The following is a 22,001-nucleotide window of genomic DNA, read 5'->3' on the forward strand; positions in this document are numbered from 1 at the left end:
TTAGCGCATTCGCGCCGGCTCGGATGCCGTCCCGCGGGGTTGCGTGCAGACGACGCGCTCGTCCGGGCCGCAGCTTTCGCATTCGAATTGAAGCGTGACGTGGGTTATGCCGTAGCGTGCGCGCAGCAGGCCGTCGATCTCGCGGGCGATCGCGGTCGCTTCGCTAACGCGGCGATCGTCAACTAAGATGTGCGCCGAAAGCGCGCGGTCCCCGGTGCCGATAGTCCAAACGTGCAGATCGTGTACCGCTACGATGCCGGGCACGGGCGCCAAAGAATCGCGCACGTCTTCGATGCTCATGCCGCGCGGCGTCGCTTCGAGCAAGATGTCGGCGGCGTCGCGTACGATGCGGACCACGCCGACGACGATGATGGCCGCGACGAAAAGCGTCAAGGCCGGATCGATCCAGGCCGCGCCTGTCAGCGCGATCGCGGCGCCACCGGCGATTACCGCAAGCGCGCCCAGCGCATCGCCGCAGACGTGAAAGATCGCGGCCTGCACGTTCAGGTTCTCGGCGCGGTCGCGCATGAGCAGCAAGCCCACGAACGCATTCACGACAAAGCCGAATCCGGCAACGGCCGCCATCAGCGTTCCTTGCGGATGGTACGGCACGAAGAAGCGGTGGATCGCTTCGTAGATGATGAAGAACGTCGCCGCGAGCAAGAGCGTGCCGTTGGCGAGCGCTCCCAAGATTTCAAGGCGTCCGTAGCCGAATGTCTTGCGTAGATTTGCCGGACGCGCAGCACCGGTAAGCGCCGCCAACGCGATGCCGATCGCAAAGACGTCCATGCAAACGTGCACGCCGTCGGCCAGCAGCGCCAAACTGCCCGCGCGGAATCCGCCCCAAAATTCAACAGCGGCGACGATTGCAACCAGAGCCAGAGCACACATGAGCCGCGTGCGCGGCATCGCTACACCAAAAACGCCTTTACTGCGAGCAGGATCAGCATCGCGCCAAAAAACAGAAACGTGCGGCTTTCGGCTTGCGCGATTACCTCGGGCTTCCACGTCCCCTGCGGATTGGCCGCGGATTTGCCGCGTGGAATAATGCGCGCCACTTCTCTGCAATAGCGAATGAACGATTCGCCGAACCGCGCCTGCAAGAAGTGTTCTTCATGCGGGATGATGGTTGCGTAAACTGCGATCATCGTACCTAATGCAACCACTAGTAAGGCGGTGCGAGTTGCGGCCGGGTTGCCGCCGGTGAACGCGATCGCAAAGCCGACGGCGGTGATGAAGTTTCCGATATACAGCGGATTGCGCACGTACGCGTACGGCCCCGCAGTCACCAGTTCGGGTGCGATGACGGCGTCGTTCCGCGTCGTGACGCCGGAGTAGCCGACCGCCCAGCAGCGCAGGAGCTCGCCGGCTACGGCGATCGGTAACCCAACCATGATTCCTAGCGCGCTGGGCTTTCCGAAGATCACGAGCAGCACCGCCGGCAAGGCTAGCAGCGCGCCGCGATTCTTGAAGACGAACGCGCTCAACGCACGCTCTCGGTCTGTTGTTCCGCCTCGGTGAGCGCCTCTGCAAAAATCTCGTTCAGCGACCGCTCCAGCGAGAACGTCGGCCGCCAGCCCAGCGCGCGCAGCTTGCTGTTGTCGCCATAGAACTGCCGCACTTCTGCCGCGCGCAGCTTGCTTGGGTCCTCTCTGACTTCGACCGGAACGCGCGCGATCTCGATCAAGTGGCGCAATATCGTTTTAATGCTTACCGGCACGCCACTACAGACATTGTAAATCTCGCCCGGAGCTCCGGATTGCGCGAGTGCGGCGTAGGCTCGCACGACGTCGCGGACATCCAAGAAGTCGCGCTCCGCGTCGAGGCTGCCGACGTGCATCACCGGTTCGTCAAGATTACATTTGATGCGCGCGAGCTGCGCGGCGAACGATGGTACCACGAAGCGCTTGTCCTGTATGGGCCCGATGTGATTGAACGACCGCGCGACGATCGCTTTCACTCCGTACGACCGCGCGGCCGCCAAACACGCTACTTCGGCTGCGGCCTTGCTCGCGCCGTACGCGTCGACGGGGCTAATCGGATAGTCCTCGCGTAACGGATTCATCGCTTCGGCAACGCGGCCGTAAACAGACGCCGAACTTGCGAGCACGATCTTCGGCGCGACCTTTGAACGCCCGCTGTAGTCCTGCACGGCTTCGAGCAGCCGGAACGTTCCCATCGCGTTGACGTCGTAGGTTTCGAGCGGATGCGCGATCGCCGTCGGCACGAATGCCTGGCCGGCCAGGTGAAAGATGACGTCGGGCTTCGACTCGGCGATGCTGCGCGCAATGCTTTCGGAATTGGTGATGTCCAGGTGCAAATGATAGCCGTCCACGCGAGCCGGCCCCGAAGCGCCAAATACGTCGTATCCGTCTTCGACGAGTACGTGCACGAGATGGCGCCCGGCAAAACCGTTTGCTCCGGTTACAAGTGCGCGCATCTACACCGGTACGGCACGAACGAGTCTGTCGATGTCCGCCTTGACCATCATCTCGACAAGTTCTTCAAATGAAGTCTCCGGCTCCCAGCCGAGCTCGCGTCTTGCCTTACTCGGATCGCCTACCAGCATATCCACTTCGGCGGGACGCATGAATCGCGCGTCGGTTCGCACGTAGTCTTCGTACGATCCCAAGCCCGCCGCTTCAAAGGCGATCCGGCAGAAATCGCGCACGCTGTGCGTTCGTCCCGTCGCGATCACGTAATCGTTCGGCTCCGCCTGCTGGAGCATCAGCCACATCGCCTTGACGTAATCGCCGGCGAATCCCCAATCACGTTTTGCATCGAGATTTCCGAGGACGAGATCTTTCGCAAGATCGAGTTTAATGCGTGCGACGCCGTCGCTAATTTTTCGCGTGACGAATTCGCGCCCACGACGCTCGGACTCGTGATTGAACAGTATTCCGCTCACCGCAAACAAATCGTACGACTCGCGATAGTTCACAGTAATCCAGTGCCCATATACTTTCGCAACGCCGTACGGACTGCGCGGGTAGAACGGCGTGGTCTCGCGCTGCGGCGTCTCTTGAACTTTGCCGAACATCTCGGAACTCGACGCCTGATAAAATTTGATCTTCGGGTTGACGGCGCGGATCGCTTCGAGCACGCGCGTTACGCCCAAGGCGGTAAACTCTCCGGTCAGCACCGGTTGCGCCCAAGAGGCCGGCACAAACGATTGCGCTGCCAGGTTATAGATTTCGCCCGGTTTGACGCTCTCGACGATGCTCGTGATAGACGTTTGGTCCAACAGATCGCCCGACACGAACTCTATGTCGTCGACGATATGCTGGATGCGTTCGTGCACGTCCGTGCTGGTGCGGCGCGTCATGCCGACCACACGATAACCTTTATCCAGCAACAGCTCCGCCAGATAGGAGCCATCCTGGCCGGTTATACCGGTGATGAGCGCCGTCTTTTTCATGAGGCTCCCTTCGACTCGATTATGGCCGTTCCGCCTGGAGCCACGCTGTCGCCGCGTCGACGGTGCCGAACCGGCGGAAGCCGGAATCGACCGTTACGAACTCGCCGCGTCCCTGAAAGATCGCGTAGCGTCCTTCAAACAATTGGGTCGAACGGACGGTCGCCCAATAATGCGGCAGCACTTCGGCCCGATCTTCGTGCACCGTCCCGGCGGTAGCATATTTTGGAAGAACGTTCAGCGCGTACTGCAACTGTGTTACCATTCCGCCGCTGCCCAACACAAAATAGCCGTCCGCGTGCCGCGCGTCTTTCAGCGCGCTCGAAAAAGCGACGAGGTTGCCTGCAACGCGATACGTATAATCGTGCAGGTACCGCGCATCGAAGGGCACCGCGAAGCCCGGCTCCTTTGAAGCTGCCAGCAGCTGACGCTCGAGCGCCTCTTGCGCGGGAGTGCCCGTCGATCGCCCGCTCACCATGTCGCGCAGGACGCGAATGCGCACCAGCCGGTCGTTTTCGAAAACCGCCGCCAATAAGACATCCTCATGACGACGGATCGGTCCGGCTGCCATGTCGACGGTGCGCTGGATCCGGTAGCCGATAATGCCCGTGTGATCGCGAGCGGCGAGCGACGCCGCCAAAACAACCGCTGCCGGAACGCTCACTTCGTCACGCGTGTCGCGATAAAGGCCGCAACTTCACTCGGCAGCGTTCCACGGCCGAAACCGGCGTCGTAGCCGAGCTCGGTCGCGAGCAGCGCCGTCATGCGCGGACCGCCGGCGCAGAGCACGATGGCATCGCGCAGACCTTCGGCTTCCAGCAATTCGACCAGCGCCGTAAAATTCTTAACGTCGCTCCCTTTCTGCGTTACGACTTGCGATGCCAGCAGTGCGTCGATCTGTTTCTCTTTGGCAAACTGCACGAGATCCTCGGGCGAGACCTGACTTCCCAAGTTGAACGCTTCGAACATCTTGTAGCGTTCCAGGCCCGGATCGCCGTGATAGCCTTTCATATTGAGAATAGCGTCGATGCCGACCGTGTGTGCGTCGGTGCCGATGGTCGCGCCGGCGACGCGAATCTTGCGGCCCAGCCGTTCGGCGACCAGCGCGTCGATCTCATCCATTGTCATGGCATGCGTTTTTACCGAAGGCGCGGTAATCGAATCAGCGTCGACGCTTTGATTCGTGCTCGCGTACACGACAAAAAATGAATAGCCTCGCGCGATCGAGCGGCCTTCGGCCACTTGCACGTCGGAAAACCCCATTTTGGCGACCAGTTGGCGCGCGGCTTCGTCGGCAGCTTCGCTCCACGGCAGCGGCAATGTAAATGAAAGCTGCACTTTGCCGTCGTTGAGGGTGTCGCCATAGGGTTTAATCGGATTGCTCACGGCAGCAACTCTTCAAAGGGATTCCAATAGTCCGGTGCGCGTTTGAACACGCCGCCGGATCCGCGGCCGCCGTCGGGAGATCGTCGGACGTCGGCAAAGACTCCGCCCTCGATCGCGTGCATCAACCCGAGCACCGAGACGCGCTCGAGCAGCGAGGTGCATTCGGCCAAGACGTCCTGCGCGCGCCGCTCGATCCGCCCGCCCTTCTTCGCTTCGATGTCGTCGCCGAAATGGCGCGCCGTATTCATGACGTATCGCGCATTTTCCAGCGAGAGCGCGCGGTCGCCAAGAAACGGCGTGTGAATCGCTTCGGTAAGGATGCCGCACAGGTGAATGGTCTGTTTCGTCATCACTGACGTGAGATTGAACATCGCATCGATCAGATGTCCTTTGAAAATATCGCCCGTCATGTGTTTTGTGGGCGGCATATATTTCAATGGCGCGTTCGGAAAGGCCTGACGCGCGAGCTGCGCCTGGGCGACCGCAAAGAGAAATCCGTCTTCGGCATTCGGATCTATTTCATAGGCGTCACCCAGACCGATCTGTTCGTCGGGCATGCCCGCGCGATGCGCGAACTCTTCGTTGATGAACTGCGACGCCAGCACCGCCGGAGCTTGTTCGACCGCGTCGGCGGTGGTGAGATAGTTGTCCTCGCCGGTGTTGATGATAATTCCCGAGGCGGCGTTCAGCCTGCGGCTAAAATGCTGGTCGACAAACGTGCGTTTCATGTTGATGTCGCGAAACAAAATGCCGTACATCGAATCGTTAAGCAGCATGTCCAGCCGCTCGAGCGCGGCCATCGCCGCAATTTCGGGCATGCACAACCCGCTCGCGTAGTTCGTGAGCATCACATAGCGGCCCAAACTCGCCGAGACTTCGTCGAGCGCCTCGCGCATGATCGCGAAGTTGGCCTGCGTGGCATACGTGCCGCCGAATCCTTCGGTCGTCGGACCGTACGGAACGAAATCGAGCAGCGACTGCCCCGTCGAACGGATCACCGCGATAATTTGCGCGCCCGCTTGCGCAGCGGCGACGGCGGCGGAGCGATCTTCGTAGATGTTGCCGCTGGCAACGATGATGTACAGCAGCGGCGGAGGCAACTGCGGAAGACGTTTCAATAACTCGTGGCGCTCGTCGCGCCGCGAAGCGATACGATCCAAACCCCGGCGCGCGTGCGAAACCACCGCTTTGCGCGCGGCGTCGGCCGGGACGTTGGCGTAATCTGCCAGAGCGATCGCTCCACTTGCGATCTTCTCGCCGGCAGCCAGCGGTTCAATTCCCGTCTTTGCAAGCACGCGGCCGAACGCAAGCGCGGCGCCGTTTCCGAGCTCGCGCGGTTCGATCGCGTCAACAATGCGGTTCGGAACCGGGACATCACCGGCATCCACGCCGTCCACGCCCAGTAACCGCAGCACCGAGCGCTCCACCGAAACGGTCGAGTGCTTTTCGATAAACGCGTGGATGGGCGCCGCGATCTGCGCCGCCAACTTCCGGCAGCGGTCGATGGCCTTGCGGTCGATCTGCAATTCCATGGGTCCGTAGGTTGTTAAGGGCGACGCGGCGGCGCCCCTCGAACTACGCCCGCGATGAACCAGACGCAGCGGACCGGATCGATCGCGGCAATCGCCCTTGTGCTTGCCGCCGCCACGGCGTTCGGCTTGCGCACCTCGCAAGCCCAATCGCCCGCACCGAAGGTGGATGCAAGCAGCGCCTGGCCGATGTATCAGCGGTACGCCACGCACAACGCGGTCTTTGACGCGCCGAAACTGCACGCCGGCTGGCAGAGCCAGCTGGGAGATCGCATTAACGCGGGCTTTGCTTTGGACGGCGACACGCTCTACGCCGCGAGCTTCGATCACAAGCTCTACGCGCTCGAAGCCGCAACGGGGAAGATACTTTGGAGCGCCGAGGCCGATGGCGTTCTCATGTCAACGCCGGTCTTTGCACAGGGTCTGATCGTCGTGGGCAGCGGCGAGAACGGATTTTTAAAACCGCTCGACGGCTCGAGCCAAGTCTGGGGCAGGCCGCAAGGCAACGGCGTCTTTGCTTTCTCGCTCGACGGAAAGCTCGTCTGGACGTTCCACACGACCGGTGAAGACATGCCGTCGCCCGCAATTGCCGGCGACACCGTGATCTTCGGCAACGGCGACGCGCACGCATACGCATTGGATCTCGCAACCGGCAAACTCAAATGGCAAAAACCGCTGGCCGGCGCCGTGACGATGGCCTCGACCGCGATCGACGGCGGAGCTGCGTTCATCAGTTCGTGCCACAACGCGCCGTACTATTGCGAAACGCGCGCGCTCGATCTGCGCGACGGGCACACGCTCTGGGTTAATCCCAACGGCGGCAGCGATTGCGCGCCGACGGTCGCCGATGGTCTGGTTTTCGTCAACACCAACCGCAACGATGAAACCCGCTTTCACACGGGCGGCGTGGACGTCGTGGCCGCCGTCGACGAGACGACCGGCCAGACGCGCTGGACCTACGCCGGCGAACCAGGACCGTATACGTTTCCCGTCACCAACGAGCGGCAGATAGCCGCCACGTTTGCGGACGGCGTTCTCTATCAGCCTATTGGCAACGCCAGCAACGTGATCGCCTTTGAAGCTCGCACCGGCAAAGTGCTCTGGAATCTGCGCACGTGGGCGAACGTGAAGATGAGTCCGCTGATCACCGGCGGACGCGTCTATTTCGGCGACACGGGCGGCATTCTGTACAACGTCGATCAGCAGACCGGCCGCGTCGTGCACACGAGTTCGTTCTTGCAGCCGTTCTCGGCGGCGCCGCCGCTTATTCTGGGCGACACGATCGTTTTCGCCGTCGGCCCGGTGATCATCGCGATGCCGCTTGCCGACGTCTGACGGCTGCCGAGCGGCCGCCCGGGCCGGCCCTGCCCGGCCCAGTGTAACCATCGCCCGCCACGGCGGTAGAACTCCCAAAAGCCCGAACAAGAAAGGGGCATGACTATCGGAGAGCAGAGCGACGAAGCTCTGGTGCGGCTAGTCCGCAGCGGCGAGCGCGAGGTCTTCTCCGTATTGGTCGACCGCTACAAACGTGGAATTGCAAGCTTCATCAGCGCCGCAGTGCGCACGCCGGCCGACGTGGCTGACCTCTCGCAGGAAACCTTCCTGCGAGCCTATGCGCATTTGGGCACCTTCAATCCGGCGCTCGGAAAGTTTTCAACCTGGATGTACCAAATCGCGCGCAACGTCGTTCGCACGTATTTGGGGAAATCCCAGCGGCGTGTCCAGACGGCTGAGTTGCCGGAAGATCAGAGCCTCGAAAACGCACTGCCGGATCTCTCACGCGACGGCAACCCTGAATCGGGAGTCGTTCGCGCGGAGGCCGAGCGCGAGCTGCGCGCCGCGCTCGCCGAGCTCCCCGAGCGGACGCGTACGGTGCTAGCGTTGCGTTACTACAATAATATGGAGTACCACACCATCGCGAGCACGCTCGGACTCTCGCTCGGCAACGTGAAGACGCTGATTCATCGCGGCAAGATCGCGCTCGCGCAAAAGATGCTCGAACGAGAAAAGCAGGCGCAGTCAAACTCGCATGAAGCGCCGCTAAACGGAGGGACGCGTGCGCTGCTCCTCGTGTGAACCGCTTTTCGATCGGTATCTAGAAGGCACGCTCACGCCGCGCGAGCAGAACGAGGTCGCAGCTCACGTTCGCTCGTGCGGGCAGTGCGCGCTGCTGCTGGAAGAGCTGAAAGTCGTGGACGCGCTGCTTTTCACCACCAACGCGCCTGAGCTGCCCGTCAACTTCACATTCGCGGTGATGGCCGAAACGCGATCGATGCCCGCGCCCGTATGGCGCGAGCACCGGATTTGGAGTTTCGTCGCGCTGTACGTTACGGCGGCCTGGGTTGCCGTTATCGCCGCCATCGCGATCTCAGGCGCGAAGTTTTCGACGATTGGCGCCGCAGCCGCGGGCGGTGCAAGCACTGTCGCGCATGCGATCGGGGCAGGCTTCGACGGCATCGGGCAAGGGGCGCCGGCCCTGGCGACCTTCGGCATCGGCGTGCTGTTTATCGACTTTACACTTGCCGCCGCGGTTGCACTCTTGTATTTCGTCGTGCGCCCGAGGCTGGCGGCGCATCTCGCATCGGCACGGGAGGTTTCATGACGTACCGCCTCGGCATTCTCATCACGTTGATCGCGTTGTCGCTCGGCGTCACCGCCGCGCCCGCGTCGGCAAAGACGCTCCCGATCGATCGCGGTGGAACTTACACGTTGGAAAACGTCTACGTTGCACCTGGTCAGGTCGTCCAAGGCGACATCACGGTCTTCGGCGGCAACGCCATCATTGAGGGCGAGGTCGACGGCGACGTTGCGGTCTACGTTGGAACTATTCAAACGGGTCCCGGAGCCGTCATCAACGGCAGCCAGCATGTCTACGGTGGCGACGTCGGTTCCATCGTGCCATGGGCGGCCGGCGCGTCCACGCTTGCCGCGGAAAACGCGAAAATCACCACGCTGCTCGCGTACAGCTTTGTCGTCGTGCTGATCTTCCTGATCTTTCCGGTGCGCGTACGCACTGCGCTCGATCGTGTCGAGAAACATCCGGGCCTTTCGGCCGCAGTCGGCGTGCTCGCGCTTATCGCTTTCATACCGATTGCGGTGCTGCTCTTCATCAGCTTCATCGGCTGGCCGCTCATTCCACTCGAAGTGGTGGCGATAGTAGCGGGCGTGCTGATAGGCCAGGCGGCGCTCGGCTTGCTGATCGGCCGGCGCCTTTACGAACTTGTGCATCCGCACGGCACGCCGTCGCCGCTCGGCGCGCTGCTCATCGGACTCGTTGTGCTCTGCGCGGCAGAAATCTTACCGGTCGTCGGCCCACTCGTGGTTGCGCTGGTCTGGACGATCGGATTGGGCGCAGCCATCCTGGCATTCATCCGCGAAACGACGTTCACCGGTCCCGGAGTCACGGCCGCGCCACCTCCGAGCGGCCCGCCGATGCCCGCCTAACAATCGTCCGCCGGAATTTCAAGAACCGCAACGAAGGCAGTTCCGGCAAATGACACGTGCTACCATTATTGCGGGCGGCGGCGCGAGCGGCGTTCTGTTCGCGGCCGCGCTTCTACGCCGTTCGAAAAATGCTCGCGTCATCATCGTCGAGCCGCGCGAAGAGCTCGGAAGAGGCGTCGCATACTCGACCGATTGCAGCGCCCACCTGCTCAATGTCCCGGCCGCGAACATGTCTGCATTTCCCGACAAGCCGGATGATTTCGTGCAATGGCTGAAGGCCAACACGCCTGAGTCCGCCGACGCAACCTCGTTCGCGCCAAGATCGATCTACGGCGACTACATCAGCGCGATTGCATCACGCGAACGGGAAGCGGCAGGCGCCAGATGGCAGCACGCGCGCGCATTTGCTCACGAAGCCCGCATCGACGATGCCGGCGTGCGGGTGCTGCTTTCGGACGGTGCGACCGTGCACGGAGACAGCCTTGTTATTGCGACAGGCAATGCCGCGCCGGCCGCGTGGCCCGGCACGACGTCCGGTAATCCAGGAGGGGCGCGGTTCTTCGGCTCGGCGTGGGAGAAAGGCGCGCTCGTTCCCGGAAGCGCGAACGAAACGGTTCTTCTGCTCGGCACGGGACTCACCGCAGTTGACGCCGTGCTAGGCTTACGCCGCAACGGACATCGCGGAACGATGTACATGGTTTCACGCCGCGGTTTGTTTCCGCACGAACACCGACTCTTTGATACGCCACCGGAAGCGCGACCGGACGCCACAAGCATCCGTGACTTGATCGGCGTTGTGCGCGGCGAGAACTGGCGCGCAATCCTCGACCGTCTCCGTCCCCACGCCAATACGTTTTGGCAGGCGCAGGCGCTCTCCGATCAGCGGCAGTTCATGCGCCACTTAATGCCCTATTGGAACGTTCACCGTCATCGGCTTTCACCCGAGGCCGCCAAGGAAGTCGCCGGCCTGATCGCCGGCGGCAGCCTGCGAATTGTTGCCGGCCGCACAGGTGAGGTCGAAAGCACACCGCGGGGCCTGCGCGTCTCAATCAAGTTGCGCGGTGAAACGGAAACGCTCAACCTTGAGCCGGGGCGCATCATTAACTGCAGCGGACCCGAGCATGATTTTCGCAAGCTTCCGAATCCGCTCATACAAAGTCTGCTGGCAGCCGGCGTGATGACGCCGCATCCGCTGGGAATCGGCGTTGCGGTGGACGAGAACGGAGCCTTGATCGGCGCGACGTCGGTGCCTTCGAAACGGGTGTTTGCAATCGGACCGGTACGGTACGGAACGCTCATCGAAACGACCGCGATACCCGAGATCCGCGTCCAAGCGCGGGACCTCGCGGACTTTCTGGCAGAGGACGCCGCGATGGAGTCAGCCTCCTAGAAGCCCGGCCTCAAGGCTGAGTACTCACCTAGCGGGCGAGGGGCCGATTTCGGGGAATAGAGCTGGCCTATGGCTACCATCCCGAGAACCGTGCGCTTTGCCGCGCGGACCGCTCGCATGCGCGCCTCCACCATCCGCGAGATGCTCAAGGTTACACTCCAGCCTGACGTCATTTCGTTTGGCGGGGGACTCCCGGCGCCCGAACTCTTTCCGTGTGACGCCATCGCCGAGTGCACGCGCGAGGTAATGAGTGAATACGGTCCGCGCGCGCTGCAGTACACCGTAACCGACGGCATTCCGGAGATGCGCGAATGGGTGGCACACCGGCTCACGCGCCGCCTGCAAACACCGTTTGAACCGCACGAGATTATGATCGTCAACGGTTCGCAGCAAGGCCTCGATTTAATCGCCAAGATCCTGATCGATCCGGGCGATCACATCGTGCTCGAGAATCCGTCGTATCTCGGCGCGATTCACGCGTTCGACGCGTATCAAGCACGCTATCTCGCGGTGGACACCGACGAAAACGGCATGATTCCGGAATCGCTCGAGCACGTTCTGGCGCACGCGGAGCCGCCGCCGAAATTCGTCTATCTCGTCGCCAACTTTCAGAATCCGACGGGCCGCACGCTTTCGCTCGAACGCCGCGAACGCATCGTGCGCATCTGCGAACACTTCGGCGTCCCGATCTTCGAAGACGACCCGTATGGCGAGTTGCGCTTCGAAGGTGAGAACTTGCCGGCGCTCGCCTCCTACCCGACGAGCGGAACGATCATTTACAGCGGCACCGGCAGCAAGATTCTGGCGCCCGGCATGCGCGTAGCGTGGCTGGCCGTTCGCGATCCCGAGGTCCACGAGAAACTCGTGCTGGCCAAGCAAGGCGCCGATCTGCAAAGCGGAACGCTCACGCAGTACGTCTTCGCCCGCGTCGTCTCGCGCGCGGAAGAGTTTGAAAAACACGTGGAAACGATCCGGCGCGTCTATCACGAGCGCCGCGACGTCATGTACGACGCACTGGCGGAACATATGCCGAAGACGGTGTCGTTCAACCGTCCGCAGGGCGGCATGTTTCTGTGGGCCCGTGCCGCCGGCGTGGACACGACCGATCTTCTGCAAGTCTCGGCCAAAGAAAACGTGGTCTTCGTTCCCGGCGTTTCCTTCTATCCGCACTGCGACGTGACCGACGGAATGCGCCTCAACTTTTCCAACGCGCGCCCAGAAAAAATCCGCGAAGGCATCCAACGGCTGGCTCTTGCGGTACGCGAGATGCCCACACTGTCATCCTGACCCCAGTGTCATGGTGAGCTTGTCGAACCACCGCCGAGCTTGGCGAGGCGCGCTTTTCGCGCTGTTTATCGCCCTTACAACCCTCCCCGCGAGCGCGCAAACTGCGCCGGCACTATTTAACGTCCAACTCTACGGCGCTAAGGGCGACGGAATCGCCGACGATACGCAAGCGTTTGCAGCTGCACGCGATGCAGCCGCAGCGGCCGGCGGCGGCGTCATCTACGCCCCGCACGTGCACGCGTTTTACCGCGTCTCCGGCTGTCCGGCGCTGAACTTTGCGAGCACCGTGCCGCTGACGCTGCGTGGCGACGGCAGATTCCTCACGATCATCCAAACATCAAGCCCAGCATGCGACATCGTGAGCGTCAACCAATCGCGCTTCACGATCGAATCGCTGTCACTCGACTGCGTGACGCAATGCACTGCCGGCCAGGCGTTAGCTTTCCGCTCCGGCAGCTTCGTCCGGGCGTACGACCTGTGGTTCGGCTTTCAGACGTTCGGCGACATCGCGATCGGCGCGCCCGAGCTCGCCCGCGCGAGCTCCGACAAAGTTACGATCGAAAGCATCGACGGCCATATCGCGCATGCCGGCGGCGCCGGCATCGACGTCGAGACCGGCTACAGCGACATCGAGCTGCGCGACGTGCGGCTGAATTGCAATGAGCCGGCTCGCCGCGCCGGCAACGCCTACGGATTGCGCGCGCGCGGCTCGTTCGACACGCTCACGATGAGCGGCGTGTACTTGCAAGATTGCGGCTACGGCATGGCCTTCACACCTGCCGACGGCGCGATCGCCGAGGATATCATCGGCACGAACATTATTCTCGACGGCATGGAACAGACCGCGCTGCTGATGCGCCCGCAAGGCGTGCGAGCAAGCGGCATGGTGCTGCGCGTGACGCTCGACAACCTTTGGGCCGGCGCGCAGGGCGCACCGGGCGGAACGAGCGCGGTCGGGATTCTTCTCGACGGCGGCCCGCGGCGCACCGGCGTCGACGGCGTACGCATCAGTAACTTCACGGTTCCCCTGGCGCAAACGTACGGGATCGCGCTCGATCGCGGAAACGATCCGGCTTTTCCGATGCACGCCGCCTTCACCGGCGGCAGCGTCTCGGCTTGGTCGCATGCCGCGCCCGGAAAATATCCCGCCGTTGCCGTCGGGCTGACGTCCCCGGTCGACGACGTGTTGTTCAGCGGCGTAGCCACCGGCGCTTGGGCGCACGTCGGCACGCCGGAAAGCGCCGCGCGGGCATATCGCATTCATCCCGGCAGCAAACACGTGCGGGTCGAAGGACCCTGAGCCCGTCGAAGGGTACACGACGGGACTACACCTATGGAGAATCATCGTGGCTGAACATTTGGTAACCGGAATCGCACAATCGTCCAATCCCGGGCAGCTTGAGGATGCCTTGTGCAACAAGCCAAGCATGAATTGCGACAAGCTCGCGGTCATTACCAAAGATTCGCCGACGACCGAGCATGAAGAATCGCTCGTAAACTTCTTGCATGTGGGCCAGGGTCACACAACCACCGACTCTTCGCACGACATCATCACCGGCTCGACCGGGATCATGACGACGTTCGATGCGCAAGTGCCGAACATCAGTTCCGACAACCGCTACATTGGATTCTTCGCCGAACCCCACATCATCGATCACTTGGCGGACTGGCCCATTCCCGAAGACCAAATCCAAAACTATAACGACGCTATCGAAGCGGGACGGAGCGTCGTCACGTATACGGCCGCGCCGGGCGAGGCGCCCGGCGTGGAGCAGACGTTCCGCGACGCGGGATTAAGAAACGTAAAGACTTTCGAAACAAAGAAAGACTAGCTCGTTCTGGAAGGCGCCTTCCCTAGCGCGCACGGCGGGGAATCTGTCTCAACACACTAAATAATGCCGAACCGCCATATGATCGCCGAAAACAATCCTTCTGTCAGCGTTGACGAGCTCATGACCAAAATCAACGAGCAGATCGCCGGCAGCCGTGCCGCATCGCTCTTGGATTCCGAAGGCATGCGATCGTTAACCGCCGACACCGTCACCGCGGTGGCGAACATGGAAGCCATCATCCAAACTGCCGAAAATGCGTCACACGTGCGCACGTCGTGGGGAGCAAGTTTGGCGCGCTTTCCCTTTAACATCTTGCCGCTGCGCGCGTTCTTCTTACGCGTGCTGGCGTTTATCTTTCGCGATCAGCGCCAGGTCAACGCGATGCTGATCGACGCATTCCGCGCTTCGCTCGAGCTCAACGTTCGTCTGTGCGAGCAGGTCGACGCTATGCGCGCGCGGCTCGACGATATCGAACGGCCGAAACGCCGCAAAACCGGTTGAAGCTCGCCTTCGTCACGCCGTGGTTCGGCGAGAACCTGCGAGGCGGCGCCGAACGCATCGCCTTCGAGGCGGCTCACGGTCTGCAGGCGCGTGGGCATGACGTCGAGATCATCACGACCTGTTCGGAATCGTGGGACGGCGACTGGTACAGGAACGCACATCGCCCGGGGCTTTCACAAGAGGGAGACCTACCCGTTCGCCGGTTTCGCGTCGACCGCGCCAATCGCGAACGCTTCGACGCAGTCAACCAGGTGCTGCTCGAGACTCGACGGTCCCGGCTGAAGCCGGGACTATCTCCTATAGACGAACGAAGCGCTCGCGACTTTATCAAACACAACATCAACTCGTTTGAGATGGGCGTGCACATCCGCAACCATGCGGATGACTATGCGGCCTTTATTTTTTTGCCGTACCTCTACGGCACGACGCTGCAAGGCTGGCGGTTCGTGCCGGAAAAAGCTGTCTTGCTGCCCTGCTTGCACGACGAGGCCTACGCGTATCTGCCGCGCGTTTGCGAGATGATGCTCGGAGTCGCGCAGCTGGCCTTCAACAGTGAGAGCACGTATCAAGTCGCGCAGCGTCTCTACGGCCCGGCGATTATTCCGCGCAGCACGGTAGTCGGCGCGGCGATCTCGTGGCCGCAAACCGCCAACCAGTCCGGCGAACCGATCGGCGGCTTCCAGCCGGAAAGCTCGCGGTACGCGCTGTACTTGGGCCGGCGTTCGGCTGAAAAGAACGTCGACGTGCTGGAACGAGGCTACCGGAGATTCCGCGAGCTTGCGCCGGAATCGCAACTCCAGCTGGTCAGCGCGGGACTCGGAGAACGCACGAGTCTGGAAGACGTCCCCGGCATCGTCGATCTCGGATTCGTGAGCGAGGATCAAAAGGTGCGGCTGCTGCGGAACTGCGCCATGTTGATGCAGCCCAGCGTCAATGAAAGCTATTCGCGCGTGTTGATGGAGGCTTGGCACGCTGGACGGCCCGTCACCGTGCACGCAGATTGTCCGCCGACGGCCGATGCCGTGCGTGAAACCGGTGCGGGCTGGCTGGCAACCGACGAGCAATCCTGGCAAAAGACTTTTCTGCAGCTCGACGCGACTCCGGCGGCCGAATTGTCGGCACTGGGCGCGCGCGCCGCGGACTACGTGCAACGCTATGCATCGTGGAGCGAAGTGCTCGATCGCTACGAAGTGATTCTGAGTAAGGTTTCTTCCGGTTCGCGGCACGCTCCGTGGCATGCGACGCCGGAACGCCACGCCGTGCATCAAGTGGTTTCACATCTCACCTACGGCACGTCCGAAGCGATCGGCGCGATCGCGCTGCGCGACGAGTTGCGGGCGCACGGGTTCGAGTCGCTCATCTTCGCTCAAGACGCCGACGAGGAGTATGCCGCCGAAGCGATACCGGGAGCGCCGCCGCCCAACGGCGCGGTCGTCCTGCGCAATCGCGCCGACCTGGCGCCGGTAGCGGATCCGCAGCGCTGGAACATCGCGCCGGACGTAACGCTGATGAGTGCCCTCCAAGACGGTCGAACAAATATACTCTTTGTCGGCGAAGTAGACGAACATAACGGGCAACTCGACCTGCTGGAAGTCTTCGGTCACTACCTGATGCTGGATTTCAATGCGCGCTTGATCCTGGCCGGACGAATCGCCGACGAAGGCTATCATCGCCGGTTGCGCGAGGCAATCGATCGCACAGGCGTAGCGCAGCGGATTCTTCTCCCGGGAGCGGTTTCAGAAGCGGCGCTGGCGGCGTTCTATCGCACGGCGAGCGTTTTCTGTTCGCTCAGTTCCGGCCGCCAAACGCTAGGCTTGCCGCTCGTAGAAGCGATGTGGTTCGACATTCCCGTTTGCGCGCTGCGGACTCCCGCGAGCCAAGCGTTGCTTGGCAACGCCGGCGTTTTGATCGACGACACGAGCGATCGGCTGCGGCTGGCGGCGTTGCTGCGCGTCCTTGCGACGGATCGGAACGTTCGCGAAAAGGTGGTGGCCTCGCAGCGCAACCGGCGCGAAGTCTTCGCACCCGAGGCGTGGTGCCGCCAAGTCGGCGCGCTGGTCGGATGCGCATAGCGCTGGTCGTCCCGCGCGCTTCCGAAGAGATCACCGGCGGCGCCGAGGCCTTTTGCCTGACGGCGGCGCGAGAACTGGCGGCCAATCACGATGTCGAGGTGCTCACGACGTGCGCGCACGACTATCAGACGTGGGCGAACGTCTATGCCGAAGGCGTGGATGCGATTGATGGTCTTACGGTTCGGCGTTTTCGCGTCGACCAGCCGCGTGACACGCTGCGCTTCAACCAGATCTCGGCTCAGTTTCGCTATCGCCTAAGCACGCTGAGCGACCGGGAACAGGAGCTGTGGCTGCGCGAGCAAGGCCCGTACTCAACGACGATGCTTCGGTACCTCTGGGAGCAGCGTGAAAACTACGATGCGTTCGTCTTCTTCACGTACCTCTACGCGACGACGTATTTCGGCCTGCCGCTCGTCCAAGATCGCGCATACCTCGTTCCGCTGACACACGATGAATGGCCGGTCTACATGCCGGCATGGAACGCGCTCTTCGATCGCCCGCGCGGCATGCTTTTCGTTTCACCTGAAGAGCGCGGCTTCGTCCAGCGGCGATTTTCGCGTACGCTGCCTAAGAGCCCGATCTGCTACGTACCTCTTCACGCCGCGCAAAAAGGCGATGCGGAAGCCTTCCGGCGCAGCTCAGGGATCTCGGAACCGTTCTTACTCTACGTCGGACGAATTGACGGCTCGAAGGGATGCGACGAGCTGTGCGCACTCTTCGCGGAGTACTCGCAATCGCACGGGCAAAGCGGATTGCATCTCGTGCTCGCGGGTGAGGGCGGCGAATTGCTGCCGCGATACGAGCGCATTCATGCTTTGGGCTACGTGGACGAAGCGACGAAATGGAATGCTCTGGCGGCTTGTTCCGCTTTTGTGATGCCTAGCCGCAATGAAAGTCTTTGCATTGCGCTGCTGGAGGCGTGGGCCGCGCAAAAACCGGCCTTGGTAAACGGGGCGAGCCCGGTGCTCGTCGGGCAATGCCGGCGCGCGAACGGCGGCCTCTGGTACAGCGACCAAAAGACGTTCAACGCCGCGGTTGATGTAATAACTTCAGAGGTAGGCGAGATTTTGGGGCGCCAGGGCAGCCGGTTTTTCCGCGAGCACTACGAGCGCGGCAACGTCCGCGAATCGTTCAGCTCTTTATTGTCATCCTGAGGTATCGAAGGGGTTAAACCGCGTTCAAGCGTTCGTTGAGCGAGCGTATGACTTCAAGCCGTTCGCGAGCGAGCTCGTCCAACTGCTCGATGACGGCGAGTCGTTCTTCTGCAACCTTGCGCATCTCCACCGCTTCGTCGCGTTGTGACTTCAAGAACTCATCGAGTTTGTTAATCAAGAGATCTTTGGCAGTCGCATCCATTTTCGTGGACTCAAACGCGCCGCGAAGTTCCTCCAGCTGACGGTTCCGCTCGTCAAGCGACTGCGTCAGCTCCATGATGCGGCGGCCGCGTTCCTGAGCGGCCTTCTGTTCGTCCTCGGTCCTCCTGTTCAAGAACTCGAGCTGCTCGCGCAGGAAGGCCACGTGTGCATCGAAGCGCTCAATGATGCCAAGCCGTTCGTTTGCAGCCTTTTGAAACCGGCCGATATGTTCGCGCTGCTCATCGACCGTCGTTTTTAAGCCTTGGATCACTTCTTCTTTTTTCCGCAGATGCTCGCGCAGCGTCTGTGCCTCTCCCGTCGCAGCGAGCGCCTCGGAGAGTTGCTTGACCTGCGACTCCAGCGATGCGAGCAAGCCGGCCTTGAGATGGCGATCCGATTCCAAACCCTCGCAGCGGGCGGCAAGTGCCGCGTTCTCTTCGCGCAACGTCTCGACTAAGCGCAGCCGCCCTTCCGCCAGTTGGCCCGATTGCAGAAGCTCGGTTTCCATCGCTTCAACACGTTCATCGGTTTCGTGCGACCGCTCGGCGATCTGCGCGCCGGCATTCCGGCTAACGCTCTGCAGCCGCCGGATGAGATTGAGCCGCTCTTCCGCAGCGGTGCGCAAACGGCGAACCTCAAGGTCCTTTGCGTCGAGATCGGCACGCATCTGCAGCACACCCACGCGCTGTCTCCGGATCAGATCCGCATAAAGCCCGACGGAACGCCGCACCTGGCGAAGATTCGGTTGCGGAAGCACAACCGGGCGCGACTCATGGATGAAGAAATAGTTATAGAACCGGTCGTCGTGACGCTCGCACTCGGTGACGATTCCATCGCTAATCACGTACGGCGTATAGCCGATGTCCTTTAGCCGTGCAATCGTCGCCTCGGGGTCGGTATTGTGGTTTTCCGCCGAGATCTCTACAAAAAGGTGCGGCCGATGCGTCGCTATGCTTCGCTGAGCGCCTTCCAAGACCGCATCTTCGTATCCCTCGACGTCGATTTTCAGCAAATCAAGCTGCGCGATCGCGTTGGACGCGACATAGTCGTCGACGGTTGTTGCGGGCACGTCGTAGCTCGCGACGATCTTCCGCCGCCCGGTATCTATGATCGAGCTATAGGCCGCGTCATCCGTCTCATGGAGTACAACCGAGCCCACGGCCGCTCCCAGGACCGAACGTTCGACGCGAACTCGGTCGAGCAAGGAGTGCGATCGTAAATTCGTTTCCAACAGCTCCACGTTTGCGGCGACGGGCTCGAATGCATACCCGCGCAACGCCGGCACGGCTTCGGCCCAAGCGACGATGTGAAGGCCAATGTTTGCGCCGGCATCGATCACGATCGGAGCCGTGGATTGGCGCAGCACGGCGGCCGCGAAATCGGCCTCGCCCCCTTCGAAAGCCCCATGAAAGAAAAGCGCCGTTCCAATGGTCGACGGGTACCGGTATTCAAGGTTTAGGTTGCCCGCCTTATCGAAGATAACGTCGCCGCGTTTTTCGAAGAGCAAGCTCTGCTGGACGGCGGGATCGTCAAAGTATCCGTCGCCGTAGGCCTCGCTGGAGGTCAGCCGGAGCTCGCGGATTTCGTCGGCTTGCATACTTGTCGACATAAGTTGGAGGCTCTTGGGCTTCGACACCGGGCACAAGCACTCTTCGGCCCGCGCTTTTCGCGCAGGGCTTGTTTCGATTGTCACGCCCACGCTGCACGCAGCCCGCTTCTTTCGTGAAACGGTCGAGAGCGTCTTGAGCCAAACCTACACGCCAATCGAATACATCGTCGTCGACGGCGGTTCGAGCGACGAAACCGCTTCGATCGCGCGTTCGGCGGAAGACAAGCTCACATTTCTTTCGGCACCGGGACTCAATCAAGCGCAGGCAATTAATTATGGTTTTGCACGCGCTACTGGTGAATTCTTTACCTTTCTTAATGCGGACGACACGTTGTATCCTCACGCGATCGAATCGGCCGTGGCCGCGCTGCGCGGCGCCCCTAACGCGCCTTTCGTGTACGGCGAAGGCCTGCACGTTGACTCGCTCGGCCGCCCGATCGGTTCGTATCCGTCGCTACCGTTTTCGAAAGACGCGCTTGCCAAGGAATGCTTCATCTGCCAACCCGCGACGCTCGTGCGTTCGCAAGCATTGGCCGCTGTGCGTGGTTTGGATGAGCACCTCGAGACAGCGTTCGATTACGATCTCTGGATCCGTTTGAGCGCAGAAGCGTCCCCGGTGAGAGTTGACGAACTGTGGGCCACGTCGCGCATGCATACGCAAAGCAAGTCGATGCAGCATCGCGCCGTCGTGTACGGCGAGGTCTTCGCGATGATGAGGAAATATTACGGGTACGTGCCGTTCAACTGGATCCATGCTTACGCCGGATATATGTTGGAAGGCAAAGACTTCTTCGCACCACCGGCCGGCTCGCCGCGGCGCACGCTGCTGACGCTGCGCGTCGGGCTGCGCGAGAACCGGCGGCACTGGACGCGCTTCTTGCGCGAGTTCACCATTGAAGTGCTGCGCCTGAAGACCGCCGCAATACGTGGAGAAGGCGCATGAGCGAACACGATCCGAATCTCCCGCTCGTAACGATCGTCACGCCGTCATACAACCAGGGCCGCTTCATCCGCGAAACGATCGAAAGCGTCCTCAACCAAGATTACCCGAACATCGAGTACATCGTCATCGATAACGCGTCGACCGACAGCACGGCCGACGTGATCAAGCCATATCTGAAACGGCTGACGTATATTTCCGAGCCCGACAACGGACAGTCCCACGCGATCAACAAGGGTTTTGCGCTCGCGCGCGGCTCGATCGTGGCGTGGTTGAATAGCGACGACGTCTTTCTGCCTGGAGCGGTCTCAAATGCCGTAGCGGCCTTTACGGCGCATCCCGAAGCGGCCGTCATTTACGGCGAAGGCTTTCAAATCGACGTTGACAGCAACGTAAAACAGCGGTTTCCGTTCACGCAGCATTTCGATCGCTGGAAACTCGTCTTTCTTTCCGATTACATCTTGCAGCAGACGGTTTTCTTTCGCAAAGCGGCGCTGGACGACGTCGGGCCGCTGCGCGAAGATCTGGACTGGGTCATGGATTGGGAGATTCTGATCCGATTGGCCAAGAAATACGAATTCATCCAGCTGCCCGATTACCTGGGATCGTTGCGCGAGCACGAAGCAGCCAAGACTTCGCAAGGCGGCATTGTGCGCGCCGGCGAGATCAGGCGCATGCTTGCCGAGCATTGCCGGATGCCCTTCCCGCCGGGCTACCAAGTGTACGGGTTCGTCACCTACGAGCACGTGTGGACCAAGACGATCGAAGCGTGGCCGAAGTGGCTGGAACCGCTAGGCACGTTTCTCTGCAAGGCGATTCGGAAGGTCCTATTCAAGCTCGTAAACCGCGCGATGGTGCACGGTCAGCGTTGGTATCGCGACCTTTGGATGGCGCCGCGAGCGCAGGTGATGCTCTCCGAGGGCAGCGGCGAAGCGATCATGCACGGACAGGTTCCAGGGAACATCCCGGGCCTCGAGAAACAGCGCGTCCGCGTCCTCAATCGCGGAATGGTTCTCGCGGACGAGGCGTTCGGTCACGGGAAATTCGAGCTCCGGTTCGCGGTACCCGAACAGCCCGCAGGGACGTCCCCAATACTGGATATAGAAGCATCGGAAAGTTTTGTTTTGGCAAAAATCGGCCTCTCCACCGACAAACGCACGCTCAGTTTCAAAATGTTTGACATAGGATGGGTTCATCCGAAGACTTTCGCACTCTCAGCCCCGCTCGCACAGAGCGCATAA

21 protein-coding genes are annotated in these 22,001 nt (G+C 61.5%); 13 read left to right on the forward strand and 8 right to left on the reverse strand.

Translation table 11 applies throughout. The features are described from left to right. From VFO29_09485 to VFO29_09515, 7 genes are read right to left on the reverse strand one after another with little or no spacing between them, the layout of a single operon-like run. A complete protein-coding gene (locus VFO29_09485) occupies nucleotides 1-909 on the reverse strand; it encodes a cation diffusion facilitator family transporter (GenBank protein HET9393731.1) in 909 nt (302 codons plus the stop codon). Between the two features lie 2 nt (nucleotides 910-911). Beyond that, nucleotides 912-1,487 carry an isoprenylcysteine carboxylmethyltransferase family protein gene (locus tag VFO29_09490; GenBank protein ID HET9393732.1) on the reverse strand — a complete coding sequence of 192 codons (576 nt, stop codon included), beginning with the start codon at nucleotides 1,485-1,487 and terminating at the stop codon, nucleotides 912-914. Then, nucleotides 1,484-2,440 carry a GDP-mannose 4,6-dehydratase gene (locus tag VFO29_09495; protein HET9393733.1) on the reverse strand — a complete coding sequence of 319 codons (957 nt, stop codon included), beginning with the start codon at nucleotides 2,438-2,440 and terminating at the stop codon, nucleotides 1,484-1,486. The genes VFO29_09490 and VFO29_09495 overlap by 4 nt, the downstream gene beginning before the upstream one ends. Continuing rightward, complete coding sequence (gene gmd, locus VFO29_09500; protein ID HET9393734.1) at nucleotides 2,441-3,418, reverse strand: GDP-mannose 4,6-dehydratase; 978 nt, start codon at nucleotides 3,416-3,418, stop codon at nucleotides 2,441-2,443. A 19-nt stretch (nucleotides 3,419-3,437) separates the two neighbouring features. After that, nucleotides 3,438-4,079 (reverse strand): hypothetical protein, encoded by a 642-nt coding sequence (locus tag VFO29_09505; GenBank protein HET9393735.1) that lies wholly within the window; start codon nucleotides 4,077-4,079, stop codon nucleotides 3,438-3,440. Further along, nucleotides 4,076-4,801 (reverse strand): OAM dimerization domain-containing protein, encoded by a 726-nt coding sequence (locus tag VFO29_09510; GenBank protein ID HET9393736.1) that lies wholly within the window; start codon nucleotides 4,799-4,801, stop codon nucleotides 4,076-4,078. Before VFO29_09510 ends, VFO29_09505 begins: the two co-directional genes overlap by 4 nt. Then, nucleotides 4,798-6,333: a lysine 5,6-aminomutase subunit alpha gene (locus VFO29_09515; protein HET9393737.1), complete on the reverse strand. Its 1,536-nt coding sequence runs from the start codon at nucleotides 6,331-6,333 to the stop codon at nucleotides 4,798-4,800. The genes VFO29_09510 and VFO29_09515 overlap by 4 nt, the downstream gene beginning before the upstream one ends. 54 nt (nucleotides 6,334-6,387) lie before the next feature. Between VFO29_09515 and VFO29_09520 the strand changes: the two genes are divergently transcribed. The 11 genes from VFO29_09520 to VFO29_09570 all read left to right on the forward strand — a co-directional run bounded on the left by VFO29_09520 (nucleotide 6,388) and on the right by VFO29_09570 (nucleotide 18,010). Then, on the forward strand, nucleotides 6,388-7,665 hold the full coding sequence (locus tag VFO29_09520) for a PQQ-binding-like beta-propeller repeat protein (protein HET9393738.1): 1,278 nt from the start codon (nucleotides 6,388-6,390) through the stop codon (nucleotides 7,663-7,665). A gap of 99 nt (nucleotides 7,666-7,764) precedes the next feature. Continuing rightward, nucleotides 7,765-8,406 carry a sigma-70 family RNA polymerase sigma factor gene (locus tag VFO29_09525; protein HET9393739.1) on the forward strand — a complete coding sequence of 214 codons (642 nt, stop codon included), beginning with the start codon at nucleotides 7,765-7,767 and terminating at the stop codon, nucleotides 8,404-8,406. Further along, the gene (locus VFO29_09530; GenBank protein HET9393740.1) at nucleotides 8,387-8,932 is read left to right on the forward strand and encodes a zf-HC2 domain-containing protein; all 546 of its coding nucleotides are present in this window, start codon (nucleotides 8,387-8,389) and stop codon (nucleotides 8,930-8,932) included. The genes VFO29_09525 and VFO29_09530 overlap by 20 nt, the downstream gene beginning before the upstream one ends. Then, entirely contained in the window at nucleotides 8,929-9,774 is an 846-nt protein-coding gene (locus VFO29_09535) for a polymer-forming cytoskeletal protein (protein ID HET9393741.1), read from the forward strand. The genes VFO29_09530 and VFO29_09535 overlap by 4 nt, the downstream gene beginning before the upstream one ends. 49 nt (nucleotides 9,775-9,823) lie before the next feature. Further along, nucleotides 9,824-11,164 (forward strand): FAD/NAD(P)-binding protein, encoded by a 1,341-nt coding sequence (locus tag VFO29_09540; protein HET9393742.1) that lies wholly within the window; start codon nucleotides 9,824-9,826, stop codon nucleotides 11,162-11,164. A gap of 69 nt (nucleotides 11,165-11,233) precedes the next feature. Then, on the forward strand, nucleotides 11,234-12,451 hold the full coding sequence (locus tag VFO29_09545) for a PLP-dependent aminotransferase family protein (GenBank protein ID HET9393743.1): 1,218 nt from the start codon (nucleotides 11,234-11,236) through the stop codon (nucleotides 12,449-12,451). Nucleotides 12,452-12,461: 10 nt separating this feature from the next. Then, nucleotides 12,462-13,751, forward strand: a complete 1,290-nt coding sequence (locus VFO29_09550; GenBank protein HET9393744.1) for a glycosyl hydrolase family 28-related protein — start codon at nucleotides 12,462-12,464, stop codon at nucleotides 13,749-13,751. 46 nt (nucleotides 13,752-13,797) lie between these two features. Then, entirely contained in the window at nucleotides 13,798-14,283 is a 486-nt protein-coding gene (locus VFO29_09555; GenBank protein HET9393745.1) for a hypothetical protein, read from the forward strand. 63 nt (nucleotides 14,284-14,346) lie between these two features. After that, nucleotides 14,347-14,784, forward strand: a complete 438-nt coding sequence (locus tag VFO29_09560; protein HET9393746.1) for a hypothetical protein — start codon at nucleotides 14,347-14,349, stop codon at nucleotides 14,782-14,784. Then, on the forward strand, nucleotides 14,781-16,856 hold the full coding sequence (locus VFO29_09565; GenBank protein HET9393747.1) for a glycosyltransferase: 2,076 nt from the start codon (nucleotides 14,781-14,783) through the stop codon (nucleotides 16,854-16,856). The genes VFO29_09560 and VFO29_09565 overlap by 4 nt, the downstream gene beginning before the upstream one ends. After that, nucleotides 16,847-18,010, forward strand: a complete 1,164-nt coding sequence (locus tag VFO29_09570) for a glycosyltransferase family 4 protein (GenBank protein ID HET9393748.1) — start codon at nucleotides 16,847-16,849, stop codon at nucleotides 18,008-18,010. The genes VFO29_09565 and VFO29_09570 overlap by 10 nt, the downstream gene beginning before the upstream one ends. Nucleotides 18,011-18,023: 13 nt before the next feature. On the opposite strand, the gene VFO29_09575 is transcribed toward VFO29_09570, so the two are convergent. Next, the gene (locus VFO29_09575) at nucleotides 18,024-19,820 is read right to left on the reverse strand and encodes an FkbM family methyltransferase (protein ID HET9393749.1); all 1,797 of its coding nucleotides are present in this window, start codon (nucleotides 19,818-19,820) and stop codon (nucleotides 18,024-18,026) included. A gap of 13 nt (nucleotides 19,821-19,833) precedes the next feature. Between VFO29_09575 and VFO29_09580 the strand changes: the two genes are divergently transcribed. Both VFO29_09580 and VFO29_09585 read left to right on the forward strand, forming a co-directional pair. After that, entirely contained in the window at nucleotides 19,834-20,763 is a 930-nt protein-coding gene (locus VFO29_09580; GenBank protein HET9393750.1) for a glycosyltransferase family 2 protein, read from the forward strand. Beyond that, on the forward strand, nucleotides 20,760-22,001 hold the full coding sequence (locus VFO29_09585; GenBank protein ID HET9393751.1) for a glycosyltransferase family 2 protein: 1,242 nt from the start codon (nucleotides 20,760-20,762) through the stop codon (nucleotides 21,999-22,001). Before VFO29_09580 ends, VFO29_09585 begins: the two co-directional genes overlap by 4 nt.

The organism is Candidatus Rubrimentiphilum sp. (assembly GCA_035710515.1).
In the GTDB taxonomy this organism is placed as follows: domain Bacteria; phylum Vulcanimicrobiota; class Vulcanimicrobiia; order Vulcanimicrobiales; family Vulcanimicrobiaceae; genus Rubrimentiphilum.